Raw genomic sequence first — 15,662 nt, forward strand, 5'->3', positions numbered from 1 at the left:
GCCCAAGCCGTCTACGCTCTTGAGACACCAAAAAGAACGAGGGATGCGCTATGGGGTTTTTGCATAAAGTGGCCTGGCTCGGCCTGATTCTGCTGGCCGGTTTCGGCCAGGCCAGCGCCGCCACCGCCGCCAAGGATGACAGTCAGGCGGCCATCGCCCTGCTGGAAAAAGCCTTGGCCTACTACCACGACAATGGCGACAAGGCCTTCGCCGCCTTCAGCCGCCAGGGTGAGTTCGTCGACAAGGATCGCTACGTGTTCGTCCTCGACACCAAAGGCGTCATGCTTGCCAGTGGCGGGCCGTCATCGGCGCTGATCGGCCGTGATGTCAGCGAAGTGCTCGGGCCGGATCTGCAGAAGGCGTTCAAGGATGCGCTGAAAGTGCCGGAAGGCAACGGCATCCAGCAGGCCGAATACCGCTGGCAGAATTGGGCCGACGGCAAGGTCGAGCGCAAGCATGTGTTTTATCAGCGCGTCGGGCAGCGCATTCTCGCGGTGGGTTACTACTTGCCACGGGCTTCGGCTGAGCAGGCCAAGGCCTTGCTGGACAAAGCCGCGACGGATCTGGGCAAGGACGAGAAGGGCACGCTGGTTGCGATCAACTCGCTCAAGGGCGGATACCTGCAGGATGACCTGTATGTCTTCGTGGTCGATCTGAACAACCAGCGGTATGTCGCCCACGGCACCAATCTGCGCTTGATCAACACTGATTTTGGCAAGGTCAAGGACCCGGAAGGCAAGCCAGTGGGCGAGCCGATTCTGGCGCTGATCGGCAAGCAGGATGAAGGCGAATACGAATACCGCTGGAAAAACCCGGTAACCGGCAAGATCGAGGACAAGCATGCGTACCTGAAAAAGGTCGGGCATTTCCTCGTCGCGGTGGGTTACTACAGCCCTTGAGCGAACACCGTTCCCTTGTGGGAGCGAGCCTGCTCGCGAAGCGGTGTGTCATTCAGCTATGTGTCGGCTGACACCGCGCATTCGCGAGCAGGCTCGCTCCCACAGTGGTATTTGTTGCGGCAATTATTTCGCGCCATGCTCCCGTCCGCGCAGCAGGTTGTTCGGCATGGCAATCGCCGCTGCCAGCCCCAGCAACGACACTGCCGTGCTGACCCAGAGCAAGTGGCGGAAGGTCACCAGCAGTTCCGCGCGCAAAGCGTTCTGCGCTTCGCCGGGTGCGGCGTTCAGGCCATCGAGCAGAACGTTGCCCGAATGCCCTTCGCTGATCAGCGAACTGTTCGCCAGGTGGGCGAAACTGGAGTCGTGCAGCAACGCCAGCAGCAGCGCCGACATCAACGCCACGCCCACCGCGCCGCCCAGTGAGCGGAACAGGTTGGTGGTGCTGGTGGCGACGCCGATGTCGCGTTGTTCCACCGAGTTTTGCGTGCCGACCAGCGAGGTCGGGAACTGCATGCCGCCGGCGATGCCGCTGAGCAGCATGAACAGACCGCTGAGCAAGGTTGCTTGGGGCGGACTGAAAGCCATGCCGAGAATCGAGATCGGCATGAGGATCGCCCCGGTGAGAATCTGCGGTTTGTAGCGTCCGGTAATCGAGGTGCGGCGGCCGGCGAAATAGGCACCGATCGGCAAGCCCATCGCCAATGGCAGCAAGTGCAGCGCTGCGCTGTCGGCGCCAGCGCCGGTGACGCTTTGGAAACGCAATGGCATCAGCACGATCAGCGAGATGGCCTGGAAACTGGTGAAGAAGATCGTGCACCAGCACAGCAGCGCGCTGCGATTGGTGAACAAGTGCATCGGTAGCAATGGCTCACGTGCACGGCGTTCATGCCAGACGAACAGCGCCAGCACCACCACGGCGCAGGCGAACAGGCCGAGCACTTCGCCGCTGCGCCATGAATGACCCTGGCCGACTTCGGTGATGCCGAGCAGCAACGCCGTGAGACCAATGATCATCAGCACCGTGCCGAGGTAATCGATCACCGGTTTGCGCTGCGGAATCGGCAAGCCGCGCAGGTTGCGCCGTGCCACCCACCACGCGCCAAGCCCCAGCGGCAGGTTGATCAGAAACACCCAGCGCCACGACAGGTATTCGGTCATGTAGCCGCCGAGCACCGGGCCGGCGACGCTGGCCACGGCGTACATGCTGCTGAAGTAACCCTGATAGCGCCCGCGTTCACGTGGCGGGACGATGTCGCCGATGATCGCCTGACTCACCGAGATCATGCCGCCGGCGCCGATGCCCTGAAGGATCCGCGCCAGCACCAGTTGCTCCATGCTCTGCGCCATGCCGCAGAACAGCGAGGCGAGGGTGAACAGGCCCATGCCGAACAACATCAGTTTGCGCCGCCCGTACAGGTCGCCGAGTTTGCCGTAGATCGGCACCGCCACGGTCATCGCCACCATGTAACCGGAAATCACCCAGGCCAGCAGGCTGACGTCCTTGAATTGCGCGGAGATCGCCGGCATCGATACGGCGACGATGGTCTGGTCCAGCGCACCGAGGAAGATCGCCATCATCAAGGCGACCAGCACGCTGCGAATGGCCGGTTTGGGCGTTTCAGGTTGATTGAGAGTGGTCACGGGCGAGCCTGCGGGCATTGATGGACCCGCGCGGCCATCGCGCGCGGGTGGATGCTCGCAGTGTAAGTCGGTAGGAAGCTATTCGATAGCCTCGTACGGAAGCCCGACGTAATTTTCTGCAATGGTTTTTTGCCCGGCTTGCGAGCTGACAAAATAGTCCAGTTCCGAAGCGCAGATGCGCTGGCTGAATTCATCGTGCTCGTCGAAGCGATGCAGCATCGACGTCATCCACCAGGAAAACCGTTCGGCTTTCCACACCCGGCGCAGGCAGATTTCCGAGTATTTTTCCAGAAGATCAGTGCGGCCTTCGCGATAGACCTTCAGCAGAATATTGAACAACGTGCTGACATCGCTGGCCGCCAGGTTCAAGCCCTTGGCGCCAGTCGGCGGTACGATATGTGCGGCGTCGCCGACGAGAAACATGCGCCCGTACTGCATTGGCTCGACGACAAAACTGCGCAGCGGCGCGATGCTTTTTTCGATCGAAGGGCCGGTCACCAGTTTTTCCGCGAGGGCATCCGGCAGGCGTTTTTTCAGCTCATCCCAGAAACGCTGATCGCTCCAGTCGTCGACGTTTTCATCCGCCGGGACTTGCAGGTAATAGCGGGTACGCGTGGCCGAACGCATACTGCACAAAGCGAAGCCACGCTCGTGGCGGGCATAGACCAATTCGTCGTGAACCGGCGGCGTGTCGGCGAGAATGCCCAGCCAGCCGAACGGGTAGACCCGCTCGAAGATCTTCAGGCAATCGGCCGGAATCGACTGCCGCGCGACGCCGTGGAAACCATCGCAACCGGCGATGTAATCGCAATCGACGCGCCAGCTTTCACCGTCCTTTTCGAAGGTGACGAAAGCTTCGTCGCTTTTCATGCCGTGGGGAACGACATTGCTCGCCTGGTAAATTGTCGGTGCCCCCGCGTCCCGACGAGCGGCCATCAGGTCGCGGGTGACCTCGGTCTGACCGTAGACCATTACTGTTTTACCGCCGGTCAGAGCGTGCAGATCGATGTGCACCTGACGCCCGTCCAGCGCCAGATCGAAGCCGCCATGAACCAGACCTTCGGCATCCATTCGCTGACCGACGCCGGCCTGACGCAGCAGCTCTACCATGCCTTGTTCAAGCACACCGGCACGGATGCGCCCAAGAATGTAATCAGGCGTCTGGCGTTCGAGGATCAGGGTTTCGATGCCAGCGTTGTGCAGCAACTGGCCGAGGAGCAGTCCGGAAGGACCGGCGCCGATAATGGCGACTTGGGTTTTCAGGGTTTTCATTGTTTTTATGACTCGCAAGCTTCACGCAGCAACAGCCGGTGAATGATTTTATGGATCGAGTGCTTGCATTTTTCCCTTGCGGGTCTGTCAATTGAAGGTGAAAACTGAGCCGATACCTGTACATTCTGCCAATCGGTGCGATTATCGCCCAAAAACCAGAGGCCTGGATTGAAGTATGAACAAGCCTGCCCTGCCTTCTATTCCGGTGTTCAAGCTCTACGGTGAAAGCCTGGACTGGCCGACCCCGGACTTGCTGCACTGTGAAACCATTTCCTCGCGCAGTCGCGAACATCAATGGGAAATCAAACCTCACCGCCATGCGGATCTGTGCCAGCTGCTGTTCGTTTTCAAAGGTCAGGCGGAGCTCGAAATCGAAGGCCAGCGCACGCAACTCGAGACGCCAGCGATTCAGGTGCTGCCACCGTTATCGGTGCACGGGTTTCGTTTTTCCGAGGATGTTGAAGGCTTCATCGTCACCTTGGCCACGCCGCTGATCAATCATTTGCAGGCGCAATTGGGCGATTCGGTACACGCGCTCGCTCGGGCGGAAAATTACCCGGCTGGGAAGGATGGCGATTATCTCAACAGCCTGTTTTCAGCGTTGCAGGCCGAGTACAACGGCCATCAACCGGCGCGGGAAATGCTCATGCATTCGCTGGTCAGCGTGATCATGGTCTGGGTCAGCCGCCAGGCGATCGTCCGCCACAAGGCCAGCCAACGGCCGCAACGCCAGCGCGAATACCTCAACGGTTTCATTCAGTTGGTGGAAGAGACTTACCGCCAGCACGTCAAGGTCGAAGACCTCGCCCATCGCCTGGGCATCTCCGTGTCGCATCTCAACGGCACCTGCCGTGAACTGGCCGGGCAACCGGCGTTGCAGATCATGCACGAGCGTCAGTTGCTGGAAGCCAAGCGCCTGCTGACCTACACCAGCATGACGATTTACGAGATGTCGGAGTTGCTTGGTTTTTCCGATCCAACCAACTTCACGCGCCTGTTCCGTCGCCGGGTGGGGATTTCGCCAAAGGCATTCCGCGACCGCTTGAAGGCCGAGCAACAATCCTGATGCGCTGATGAGCCCTGTGGGAGCGAGCCTGCTCGCGAATACGGTTTTTCATTCAGCAACTAGGCTGGCTGACACAGCGCATTCGCGAGCAGGCTCGCTCCCACAGCAGTTGCATTCCAGCGCAGGTCTATCAGCGCAATGCGTTCAGCGTGGCATTGTGCGGAATACACCGCTCATAGTTGCAGCTCGCATACTCACGCGGCAGCTGGCGCAACTGCTCGACCCGCCAGGCAGCGGTGCCGTACAGCGCCAGTGTGGCGGCGCAGGTGATGAAGATGGCGGCGTATCTTTTTGTTTTGATGTTCATGGTGTTCGACCTCTGAACGTCTACCTTGCGGTATTACTTTGAGCATAGGTCAGCGGCGCGTACTTGCCAGCGAGTGCGCTTGAGGATTTAGCCGGCCATTCAGCGAATTGATGCCTATGTGGGAGCGAGCCTGCTCGCGAAGGCGGTGGTCCAAGCGACATCAATGTTGAATGTACTGGCCTCTTCGCGAGCAGGCTCGCTCCCACAAGGGATCGGGTTTACAGGCCGGCATCCCAGGCCGGGGCCTCGGGAAAGCGCTGCACAAGAAAGTCGAGCATGCTGCGCAGTGCCGCCGGCATGTGTTTGCGTGAGGCGTACACCGCGTAGATATTCATCTGGCGCGGTTCTGCGTGTGGCAGCAAACGCAGCAGTTCGCCGCTGTGAATATGCACGCCAGCCTGGTAGGTCGGCAGCATCGCCACGCCCGCGCCGGCCAGGGTTGCGCGCAGGAGGGTGCTGGCCTCGTTGGCGCTGATATTGCCCTGCACCGGCACCGAAACCGGATCGCCATCCTCCTCGAAGTGCCACAGGCTCTTGCCGAAATAGGAATGAGTCAGGCAGTTGTGTCGGCTCAGTTCCTCCACCCGCAACGGCGCCGGATGCTCAAGCAGATACGCCGGTGCTGCGCAGACCACCGAGCGGCACACGGTCAGGCGCCGGGCGATCAGATTCGGATCAAGATCATTGCTGGTGCGAATCGCCAGATCGATACGCTCATCGACCAGATTCACCGTGCGGTCGAGCATCTGCAGATCGATGCTCACGCCGGGGTAAAGCTTGACGTATGCCGCCATCGCATCGGCGAGTTGCGCCTGGCCAAACGAGGTGCTGACGCTGATCCGCAGCAATCCGCGCGGCGCGTCATGGGGTTCGCTGACGGCGGCCTGCATGTCGTGCGACAGGTCGATCATCTGCCGGCAGCGCGGGAGGATTTCGCTGCCGGCGGCGGTCAGGCTCAATTTGCGCGTGGTGCGGTGCATCAGTCGCGCACCGACCCAGTCTTCCAGCTCCGCCAGATAGCGCGACACCACCGGCCGCGACAGGTCGAGGTGGTCGGCCGCCGCCGACTGGCTGCCCAGGTCCACGACCGTGACGAATACCCGCATTGCTTGAAGCCGATCCATGATTTGCCCGCTTTCAGAAACAAACTATGTCCAAGCATCGCATTTTTTGTACTGAGTCTGGCAACTAAGCTCTGTTGCATCGCCAGACTGGCATTCGCAATCCGGAGCAACACATGATCGGCTTCACCCCCTTCAAACGCGTTCTGCTCGCCGCAGCATTTTTCGGCTTTGCCGCCCATGCATCCGCCGCCGAGCTGAGCCTCGATGTCTACAACCCGGGCACCCAGGCGATTTTCCCGGTCAGCTCGGTGCTGGTCAGCGGTGAGAAAGAAGCGATTCTGGTCGACGCGCAATTCGGCAAATCCCAGGCTGAGCAGGTCGTGGAAAAGATCCGCGCCAGCGGCAAGCAATTGACCACCATCTACATCAGCCATGGCGACCCGGATTACTACTTTGGCCTCGACACCCTGACCAAGGCATTCCCGCAGGCGAAAGTGCTGGCTTCGCAGCCGACTGTCGATCACATCAAGCACACCGTCGACGGCAAACTGGCCTACTGGGGGCCGAAAATGGGCGCCGACGTGCCGGCGAAAACCATCGTCCCGGACGTGCTCAAGGGCGACAGTCTGACCCTCGAAGGCAAGCAATTGCAGGTGATCGGCCTCGACGGCAAGCAACCGGATCGCAGCTTCGTATGGATCCCGTCGCTCAAAGCAGTGGTCGGTGGCGTAGTGGTCGCCGAGAACATTCATGTGTGGATGGCCGACACCCAGACCGCGCAATCCCACGCCGATTGGCTGCACACCCTGCACACCATCGAAAGCCTGAAACCGCAAACCGTGGTGCCCGGTCATTACCTGGGTGACAGCAGCCGCTCGCTGGCCAGCGTGAAATTCACCGCCGATTACATCAAGGCCTTCGATGCCGAAACCGCCAAGGCCAAAGACTCCGCTGCACTGATCGCGGCGATGAAAAAACGCTACCCGCAGCTGGGCGAGGAAAGCTCGCTGGAGCTCAGCGCGAAAGTCGCCAAGGGCGAGATGCAGTGGTAAGCCGAACCTGAACACGCAGCATTTTCAAGCCAACTGGAGAATGTCATGAGCAAGATCGCAATCATTGGTGCCACCGGCCGTGCCGGTAGCCAATTGCTGGAAGAAGCCCTGCGTCGCGGCCACAGCGTCACCGCCATTGCCCGCGATACCTCGAAGATCGGCAGCCGTGCCGGTGTCGTCAGCAAGAACCTCGACGTACTGGATTCGGCGGCGCTGCAAGCGGCGGTGGCCGGTCACGACGCAGTGATCAGCGCAGCGCATTTCGCCACCGTCCCGGCCTCGGCGATTGTCGGACCGGTGAAGCAGGCGGGCGTGAAGCGCTTGCTGGTGGTCGGCGGCGCCGGTTCGCTGTTGCTGCCGGATGACACGCGGGTGATCGACAGTGCCGGTTTCCCGGCCGAATACAAAGCCGAGGCGAGCGCAGGTGCTGAGTTTCTTGATGCGTTGCGTCACGAGCAGGAACTGGACTGGACCTTTTTGTCGCCGTCGGCGGAGTTCGTCGAGGGTGAGCGCAGTGGCACATTCCGCGTCGGCAAGGATCATCTGTTGGTGAGTGCCGAAGGACGCAGCTGGATCACCTTTGCCGATTACGCGATTGCGCTGATTGACGAAGTGGAAACGCCGAAGCATTCGCGCCAGCGTTATACCGTCGGGTATTGAGTCAAGCCTTTTCCCCTCACCCCAGCCCTCTCCCGGGGGAGAGGGAGCCGACCGAGTTGTCTTGGGTCACGCATTGACCTGAACGACCATGTCGATTATGGATTCGGCGTGGCTGTGTCAGGTCGATGAATTTCTTGAGTATCCCCAATCAGTTCCCTCTCCCGGGGGAGAGGGAGCCGACCGAGTTGTCTTGGGTCACGCATTGACCTGAACGACCATGTCGATTATGGATTCGGCGTGGCTGTGTCAGGTCGATGAATTTCTTGAGTATCCCCAATCAGTTCCCTCTCCCTGGGGAGAGGGAGCCGACCGAGTTGTCTTGCGTCACACATTGACCTGAACGACCGTGTCGATTATGGATTCGGCGTGGCTGTGTCAGGTCGATGAATTTCTTGAGTATCCCCAATCAGTTCCCTCTCCCGGGGAGAGGGAGCCGACCGAGTTGTCTTGGGTCACGCATTGACCTGAACGGCCGTGTCGATTATGGATTCGGCGTGGCTGTGTCAGGTCGATGAATTTCTTGAGTATCCCCAATCAGTTCCCTCTCCCTGGGGAGAGGGCTAGGGTGAGGGGAGAGGCTTCAGCGCAAATGAGCCTGCTCAACCAGCCAGAGCATCAGCTCCTCAAGTTGCGGCGAGGGTTCGGCTCCAGCAGGCACCACCACGTAATACGCCAGCCCCGTCTTCACCTTCAACGCAAACGGCATCACCAGTCGTCCAGCGTTCAGATCATCACCAATCAGCGACCAGTCCCCGATCGCCACCCCCGTGCCGTGCGAGGCCATCGACATCGCCTGATCCAGCGTTTCGAAATGCTGCCCGCTGCCAAGGTTGCCCAGTCGCAATCCCGCCGCGTCGAGCCACACCGACCAGTCCTGAATGTCGTGGGTCGGGTGCAATAACAAGTGTTCCTGCAGGTCCTTTGGTGAATTCAGCGCCGGCGAGCCTTTGAGCAGTTGCGGCGAGCAGACCGGTGTCAGTTGCTCGTCGAACAGATGCAGTGCGCCTGGCGAATTGTCCGGCGGCGGGCCGTAGATCACCGCGGCGTCGAATTGCTCGCGCTGGAAATCCACACCGTGTTGCAGCGAGGCCGTCAATTTCACCGGCACGTCCGGGCGTTCCTTCTGCCATTGCAGCAGACGCGGCAGCAGCCAACGCATCACGCAGCTTGGGGCCTTGAGTTGCAACGTCTGGTGTTTGAGCCCGATCTGCTCGGTCGCTTCACTGATCAGCCCGAAAACCTTCTCCACTTGTGGCAGCCATTCGCGGCCTTCGGCCGTCAGCGCCAGACCTCGGGCCAGACGGATGAACAGCGGATAACCGAGCTGTTCTTCCAGCCCGGCGATCTGCCGGCTCACCGCGCCCTGGGTGATGTGCAACTGCTCGGCGGCGCGAGTGAAATTGCAGCATTGCGCGGTGATCCAGAACGTATGCAGAGCGGGCAGGGGTGGCAGGCGTTTCATGGCGATCCGAGGTATGACGTGGGGACATGGCTAGTATGACTTTTAATCGATTGTTGCTGCCAGTTGCGCACCGTTCCAATGGGCACTCCACGGACCCTGTGGGAGCGAGCCTGCTCGCGAAGACGGTTCAAGGTTCGACACGGATGTTGGCTGGACCGCTTATTCGCGAGCAGGCTCGCTCCCACAGGGAGTGTTCAGTGAATGAAAGGGCAATCAATATGGCAACGTGCGGCGAAGTACTGGTCAAGCTATTGGGGAATTACGGGGTCGAGCAGGTGTTCGGCATCCCCGGTGTGCATACCGTTGAGCTGTACCGAGGCCTTGCCCGCTCAAGCATCAACCACGTCACGCCTCGTCATGAACAGGGCGCCGGGTTCATGGCTGACGGCTACGCGCGTACCAGCGGCAAACCCGGTGTGTGTTTCATCATCACCGGCCCGGGCATGACCAATATCACCACGGCCATGGGCCAGGCTTACGCCGATTCGATTCCGATGCTGGTGATCTCCAGCGTGCAGTCGCGCAGTCAGTTGGGCGGTGGGCGCGGCAAGTTGCATGAGCTGCCGAACCAGAGCGCACTGGTCGGCGGCGTCGCAGCGTTCTCGCACACGCTGATGTCCGCTGCCGAATTGCCGGTGGTGCTGGCCCGTGCGTTTGCCTTGTTTCAGGCCGGACGACCACGACCGGTGCATATCGAAATTCCGTTGGACGTGCTGGTGGAAGAGGCCGATGAATTGCTCGCCAGCCTGCCGGTGAATATCGATCGCGCCGGCGCCGCACCGGCTGCCGTGCACCGCATGAGCGAAATGCTCGCCAGCGCGCAACGTCCACTGATTCTCGCTGGCGGCGGTGCTATCGACGCGGCGCCGGAGCTGACGCGACTCGCCGAATTGCTCGACGCTCCCGTGGCGCTGACCATCAACGCCAAAGGCATGCTGCCGACCAGCCATCCGTTGTTGATCGGTTCGACGCAAAGCCTCGTCGCCACCCGCGCACTGGTCGCTGAAGCCGACGTGGTGCTGGCGATCGGCACGGAGCTGGCCGAGACCGATTACGACGTCACTTTCGCCGGCGGCTTCGAGATTCCCGGCAAGCTGCTGCGCATCGACATCGATGCCGATCAGACCGTGCGCAACTACCCGCCGCACGTCGCACTGGTCGCTGATTCGCGCAACGCCGCACAAGCCTTGCTCAGCACGCTGGCGCAAAAGCCGCTGGCCGAGCGCCGCAATGATTGGGGCCAAGTCCGCGCCGCGCGTCTGCGTGATGAATTGGCGGCGAGCTGGGATGCGCCAACGCTGGCGCAGACGCGTTTCCTCGAAACCGTGTTGCACGAATTGCCCGAAGCGGTGTTCGTCGGCGATTCCACGCAACCGGTGTACACCGGCAACCTCACGTTCAACCCCGAGCGTCCACGTCGCTGGTTCAACGCATCCACCGGTTACGGCACCCTCGGCTATGCGTTGCCGGCGGCGATAGGGGCGTGGCTCGGTGGACAACTCGATAACGGCGCGCGCCCGCCAGTGGTGTGCCTGATCGGTGACGGCGGCTTGCAATTCACCCTGCCGGAACTGGCCAGCGCCGTTGAAGCACGGGTGCCGGTGATCGTGCTGCTGTGGAATAACCAGGGTTACGAGGAGATCAAAAAGTACATGGTCAACCGCGCCATCGAACCGGTTGGCGTGGACATCTACACCCCGGACTTCGTCGCCGTGGCCAAGGGCCTCGGTTGCGCCGCGCAAGCCATCAGCAATATCGACGAATTGCGCGCAGCGCTGCGCGAGGCGACGGACCGGCAAGGCCCGACGCTAATTGAAATCGACCAGAACCAGTGGATGCAGGCGGTGGCCCAATGATCATCTTTCCCACCACCCTCGATGGCCTCTACATCAACGGCCAATGGTCGGCCGGGCGCGAACATCTGCGGGTGATCAACCCCGCTACCGAAGCGCTGCTGACCACCGTCAATGGCGGCGACGAACAGGCCGTCGACCAAGCGATCAGCGCGGCGACCGAGGCGTTCAAACACTGGTCGACAACCACCGGCGCCGAACGCGCTGCGATCCTGCGCAACATTGCCAACGGCGTGCGCAACGGTCGCGATCACTTGATGAACCTGCAGTCGAGCAACAACGGTAAACCGCAGTTCGAAGCGGCCATCGATGTCGATGACGTGATCGCCACGTTCGACTATTACGCCGAACTCGCCGAAGGCCTCGATGCCGGTCAGGACAGCAACGTGCCGTTGCCCAGCGATGATTTCAGTGCGCGCCTGCGGCGCGAGCCGTGCGGCGTGGTCGGGCTGATCGTGCCGTGGAATTTCCCCATGGTCACCACCGCTTGGAAGCTCGCCCCGGCGCTCGCCGCCGGTTGCTGCGTGGTGCTGAAACCTTCTGAAGTGACGCCGCTGCCGGAGCTGGAACTGGCCGCGATCATCGCTGCATCCGGGCTGCCCGACGGCGTGTTCAATCTGGTCTGCGGCACTGGTCTGGCGGTGGGCGCGCCGTTGTCGGCCGATCCACGCATCGCCAAGATTTCCTTCACTGGCAGCAATGCGGTTGGCGTGCAGGTAATGCAACGCGCTGCCGAAACCGTGAAGGGTGTGAGCCTGGAGCTGGGTGGCAAATCGTCGTTGCTGGTGCTGGCGGATGCTGATCTGCAGCTGGCGGTGGAACTGGCTTGTGGCGGGGCGTTCTTCAACGCCGGGCAGATGTGCTCGGCCACCAGTCGGGTGCTGGTTGCCGAGGAATTGATGGATGAGTTTCTTCAGCGTCTGCAAAAGCGCGCAGAGGCGATTCGAGTGGCCGATCCGTTTGATGCGGATGTGGAGATGGGCGCGCTGGTCAATCAGGCGCAGTACCAGCGGGTGCTTGGGCATATTGATCGCGGTTTGAGCGCCGGGGCGAGATTGGTGTGCGGCGGTAATCGTCCGGCGGATTTGCCGCGCGGTTATTTTCTGCAACCGACGGTGTTCACCGACGTGCCGCTGGACAGCGCGTTATGGCGCGAAGAGATTTTCGGCCCGGTGGTGTGTGTGCGCGGTTTCGCCAGTGAGAGCGAGGCGATTGCGCTGGCCAACGACACGCAGTTCGGCCTGGTCGCGAGTGTAGTGACGCGCGATGCTGCAACGGCGGATCGCGTGGCCAATGCCTTGCAGGCAGGGCTGGTGTGGATCAATGCTCCGCAGGTGATCTTCCCGCAGACGGCTTGGGGTGGGTACAAGCAGAGCAGTGTCGGTCGAGAGTTGGGGCCCTGGGGGTTGGCGGCGTTTCAGGAGATCAAGCACGTCGTGCGAGCGGTGTAGAAGCCTGCCCTCACCCCAGCCCTCTCCCGGGGGAGAGGGAGCTGACCGAGGTGTCTTGCGTTCTCCGTCGACCTGAAAAACCGAGTCGATTATGGATTTGAAGGTCATCAATCCAACGGCGGGTTGGCCTGGCTTGGCTGATTCCGGATTCAGCACCGATATCGCAAGTCGATGAACCTCTCCAATATCCCCCAATCGGTTCCCTCTCCCTCTGGGAGAGGGCTAGGGTGAGGGGCTTCTATGGAGTTACACCGACAGCCGCAACCGCGCCAGGTCCCGCAACGGTGGCGCACCAAACAGTCGGCTGTACTCACGGCTGAACTGCGACGGACTTTCATAGCCCACCCGATACCCCGCCGCCGAGGCTTCCAGCCCTTCAGTCAACATCAGCCGCCGTGCTTCTTGCAGGCGTAGCTGCTTCTGGTACTGCAACGGACTCATCGCGGTCATCGCCTTGAAGCGGTGATGCAAGGTCGACACGCTGAGGTTCACTTCCCGCGCCAGATCATCGATGCGCAGCGGTTGCTCGAAATTGCCGTTGAGCCATTTGATGGCCTGGCTGATGCGATGGCTCTGACTGTTGGCAATCGCAATCTCATACAGACGATGGCCCTGTGGGCTGCGCAGCAGGCGATAGAGAATCTCCCGGCGAATCAGCGGCGCGAGCATGGCGATGTCTTTCGGTGCGTCGAGCAGCCGGGCCAGACGCAGCACCGCGTCGAGCATGGCGCTGTCGATTTTTTCCACGTACAGACCACGTCCGGTCGGCCGCGTCGGTACGCCCATCGGGCCGGCGTCGGCGATCAGCGCGGTGATTTCGGTCGGATCAATGTCGAGGCGCACGGCGAGGATCGGTTCTTCCGGCGAGACATTGACCACGCGCCCGCTGAGCGGCATCGAAACCGACACCACCAGATAATTCAGCGGGTCGTAGTTGAAGAACTCGTCGGCCAGGCGCACCTCTTTGCGCCCCTGCGCCATGATGCACAGCGCCGGCTGCGCGAGCACCGGGGCAAAGTCATGGGACTGGGTGTGGCGCGACATCACCAGCGAACCGATCGCGGTCTGGTAGCTGCCATCGTCGCTGGTGTTGCGGCGGATGATCGCCGCCAGCTCCGCGCGCTGCTTTTCCATGTCGGCGCTGGGTTCGGCTTGAAAACGATCGAATGACGTCATGCACGGCATCCTCGGCAAGTGAGGGGGAATGCAGCAGAGCATATGTTTGTGCAAGCGGCGGCGGTAGACACATTCTGCCAAATGCTTGCCTGATTCTGCCCGCAGGTGCGCACAGGTCTCCCGCCATACGATTCTGTAGGAGCTGCCGAAGGCTGCGATCCGTTGATCTTCGAGGCAAAAGCACAAGATCGCAGCCTTCGGCAGCTCCTACACAAAACGCGTATGACAGACGTGTTGCGCGGGTTTACAGGTTGTTACAGGTCGTCTGCGCAGTCTCGCAGGATTGTGCAACGCGAAGGCAGGAATCGACTAACGGGGCAGCCGGCCCGGCCCTTAATCTTTGCTTCAGTCGCAGCCCGTCCCCCGGCTGCCACGCGATTTCATGGAGGGTTGATCATGTCCAAGCAAATGCCTGTCAGTCATATGGCCTTCGTTCGTGCCCAGGCCGGGCGTTCGGCGGAACTCGGTGTGCGCCTGAGCGCATTGATCGAAGTCTCGCGCGCGGCGCCCGGCTGTCTGAGTTTTTCCTTGCAACAATCGCAGTGCGACGCCGACCTGTGGCTGGTCAGCGGCTACTGGAGCAGTCAGCAAATGATGACGGCGTATTTCAACAGTCCGTCGATGGAAGTCTTCGCTGAGCTGGTCCAGGACCTGGTGGTCAACAGCCTCGACTTCCACACCTTCAGGGACGTTTCCGCCGCGCAGGCCCTCGGTCAATGCGCGGCGCCGATACACAAACTCGCCGGTTGAGGGTTTAATGTCCGGCTTATTTGATTGAGCCAGGATCCGCGACATGGCACGTAAAGAGTTTGAACGCTTCGAAGCAGTCTCCGCAGTCGTCCCCGTCGAGCTGGGCGGCAACAAGGGTTATTACGCGGCGATCGCGGTCAAGGCCCTGGTCGATGGCGGCGCCCCACGCTTTCACAAATTGCTCAATGAGCAGGTGTTCCCCGGCGCCATTGCTGCCGATGATGCAGCCATCAACGAACTGGACAAGCTCAAGGGCGTCACTGATGACGCCGAGCTGATCTGGTAATTACTTCTGCGCCCCCGGGCGCCACATTTTGAACAGCGCCTCAGGCCCCAGCTGGAAATAATCCGCCGGCCCGCCGCCGCGCAGAATCGGTTGTGCGGCGGCGGTGTCGTAGATGCCATCCTTCAGCAGCCATTTGGCGATGTGCACCGCGACCACCTCGCCGAGGATCAGCCAGCTCGGCACCGTTTCGCCATCGGCGCGTTGCAGCTGGATGATCTGCGTGACCTTGCACTCGAAGGACACCGGGCTTTCGGCGACCCGTGGGACCGAAATCACCTTTGACGCTACGGTCGTCAGCCCCGCCAGTTCAAACTCGTTGACCTCGGGCGCGACCATCGCGCAGCTCTGGTTCATCTGCTCGGCCAACGGGCGGGTGGCGAGGTTCCAGACGAACTCACCGGTCTGCTCGATGTTGTTCAGACTGTCTTTGCGCCCGACACTGGAAAAACCAATGATCGGCGGCACGTAGTTGAAGGCGTTGAAGAAACTGTACGGCGCGAGATTGAGTCGGCCTTCTGCATCCTGCGAGGAAATCCAGCCGATGGGGCGCGGGCCGACGATGGCGTTGAACGGATCGTGAGGCAGGCCGTGGCCGTTGGCGGGTTCGTAGAAGTGGATGTCATCGGGCATGGGGAGCGGATTCCTGAGCTGCATTCGGATGCAGCCATAGTGCAAGGACCCAGCGCATATTTCCAGCCAGACGCGAGACCCCGTAGGGTTCGT

The 15,662-nt window shown here is 61.1% G+C and carries 15 protein-coding genes; 8 read left to right on the forward strand and 7 right to left on the reverse strand.

Features of this window, described 5'->3' with window-relative positions:
* Positions 1-50 precede the first annotated feature (50 nt).
* Positions 51-899, forward strand: coding sequence for a cache domain-containing protein (locus ACZZ0K_RS03245; protein WP_095181439.1), 849 nt, complete (start codon positions 51-53; stop codon positions 897-899).
* Positions 900-1,022: 123 nt separating this feature from the next.
* Here ACZZ0K_RS03245 and ACZZ0K_RS03250 read toward each other — a convergent pair whose 3' ends face one another.
* The gene (locus tag ACZZ0K_RS03250; RefSeq protein WP_252876818.1) at positions 1,023-2,540 is read right to left on the reverse strand and encodes an MDR family MFS transporter; all 1,518 of its coding nucleotides are present in this window, start codon (positions 2,538-2,540) and stop codon (positions 1,023-1,025) included.
* Positions 2,541-2,618: 78 nt separating this feature from the next.
* Complete coding sequence (gene pobA / locus ACZZ0K_RS03255; protein WP_258707129.1) at positions 2,619-3,812, reverse strand: 4-hydroxybenzoate 3-monooxygenase; 1,194 nt, start codon at positions 3,810-3,812, stop codon at positions 2,619-2,621.
* A 175-nt stretch (positions 3,813-3,987) separates the two neighbouring features.
* Between pobA and ACZZ0K_RS03260 the strand changes: the two genes are divergently transcribed.
* Positions 3,988-4,878: a helix-turn-helix domain-containing protein gene (locus tag ACZZ0K_RS03260; RefSeq protein ID WP_024014136.1), complete on the forward strand. Its 891-nt coding sequence runs from the start codon at positions 3,988-3,990 to the stop codon at positions 4,876-4,878.
* Positions 4,879-5,008: 130 nt separating this feature from the next.
* On the opposite strand, the gene ACZZ0K_RS03265 is transcribed toward ACZZ0K_RS03260, so the two are convergent.
* Both ACZZ0K_RS03265 and ACZZ0K_RS03270 read right to left on the reverse strand, forming a co-directional pair.
* Positions 5,009-5,185 (reverse strand): hypothetical protein, encoded by a 177-nt coding sequence (locus ACZZ0K_RS03265; RefSeq protein WP_016773438.1) that lies wholly within the window; start codon positions 5,183-5,185, stop codon positions 5,009-5,011.
* A gap of 218 nt (positions 5,186-5,403) precedes the next feature.
* Positions 5,404-6,309: a LysR family transcriptional regulator gene (locus tag ACZZ0K_RS03270; RefSeq protein ID WP_258707128.1), complete on the reverse strand. Its 906-nt coding sequence runs from the start codon at positions 6,307-6,309 to the stop codon at positions 5,404-5,406.
* Positions 6,310-6,422: 113 nt separating this feature from the next.
* On the opposite strand from ACZZ0K_RS03270, the gene ACZZ0K_RS03275 reads away from it, so the two are divergent.
* Together ACZZ0K_RS03275 and ACZZ0K_RS03280 are read left to right on the forward strand one after the other, a co-directional pair.
* Positions 6,423-7,301, forward strand: a complete 879-nt coding sequence (locus tag ACZZ0K_RS03275) for an MBL fold metallo-hydrolase (protein ID WP_056789950.1) — start codon at positions 6,423-6,425, stop codon at positions 7,299-7,301.
* A gap of 45 nt (positions 7,302-7,346) precedes the next feature.
* A complete protein-coding gene (locus tag ACZZ0K_RS03280; protein ID WP_236168295.1) occupies positions 7,347-7,961 on the forward strand; it encodes an NAD(P)-dependent oxidoreductase in 615 nt (204 codons plus the stop codon).
* A 580-nt stretch (positions 7,962-8,541) separates the two neighbouring features.
* Here the strand turns inward: ACZZ0K_RS03280 and ACZZ0K_RS03285 are convergent.
* Complete coding sequence (locus ACZZ0K_RS03285; protein ID WP_056789943.1) at positions 8,542-9,423, reverse strand: LysR substrate-binding domain-containing protein; 882 nt, start codon at positions 9,421-9,423, stop codon at positions 8,542-8,544.
* 218 nt (positions 9,424-9,641) lie between these two features.
* On the opposite strand from ACZZ0K_RS03285, the gene ACZZ0K_RS03290 reads away from it, so the two are divergent.
* Together ACZZ0K_RS03290 and ACZZ0K_RS03295 are read left to right on the forward strand one after the other, a co-directional pair.
* Complete coding sequence (locus tag ACZZ0K_RS03290; RefSeq protein WP_463558969.1) at positions 9,642-11,279, forward strand: 5-guanidino-2-oxopentanoate decarboxylase; 1,638 nt, start codon at positions 9,642-9,644, stop codon at positions 11,277-11,279.
* Positions 11,276-12,727 (forward strand): aldehyde dehydrogenase family protein, encoded by a 1,452-nt coding sequence (locus ACZZ0K_RS03295; protein WP_258707126.1) that lies wholly within the window; start codon positions 11,276-11,278, stop codon positions 12,725-12,727. The genes ACZZ0K_RS03290 and ACZZ0K_RS03295 overlap by 4 nt, the downstream gene beginning before the upstream one ends.
* Positions 12,728-12,973: 246 nt before the next feature.
* Here ACZZ0K_RS03295 and ACZZ0K_RS03300 read toward each other — a convergent pair whose 3' ends face one another.
* Positions 12,974-13,903: an AraC family transcriptional regulator gene (locus tag ACZZ0K_RS03300; protein ID WP_016773445.1), complete on the reverse strand. Its 930-nt coding sequence runs from the start codon at positions 13,901-13,903 to the stop codon at positions 12,974-12,976.
* A gap of 396 nt (positions 13,904-14,299) precedes the next feature.
* Between ACZZ0K_RS03300 and ACZZ0K_RS03305 the strand changes: the two genes are divergently transcribed.
* Both ACZZ0K_RS03305 and ACZZ0K_RS03310 read left to right on the forward strand, forming a co-directional pair.
* Positions 14,300-14,653 (forward strand): putative quinol monooxygenase, encoded by a 354-nt coding sequence (locus ACZZ0K_RS03305; RefSeq protein WP_056789930.1) that lies wholly within the window; start codon positions 14,300-14,302, stop codon positions 14,651-14,653.
* Positions 14,654-14,696: 43 nt separating this feature from the next.
* On the forward strand, positions 14,697-14,939 hold the full coding sequence (locus ACZZ0K_RS03310) for a hypothetical protein (protein WP_041479831.1): 243 nt from the start codon (positions 14,697-14,699) through the stop codon (positions 14,937-14,939).
* Here ACZZ0K_RS03310 and ACZZ0K_RS03315 read toward each other — a convergent pair whose 3' ends face one another.
* Positions 14,940-15,569: a flavin reductase family protein gene (locus ACZZ0K_RS03315; RefSeq protein ID WP_071173402.1), complete on the reverse strand. Its 630-nt coding sequence runs from the start codon at positions 15,567-15,569 to the stop codon at positions 14,940-14,942.
* Positions 15,570-15,662 lie beyond the last annotated feature (93 nt).

Source organism: Pseudomonas sp. AC255 (assembly GCF_979258175.1).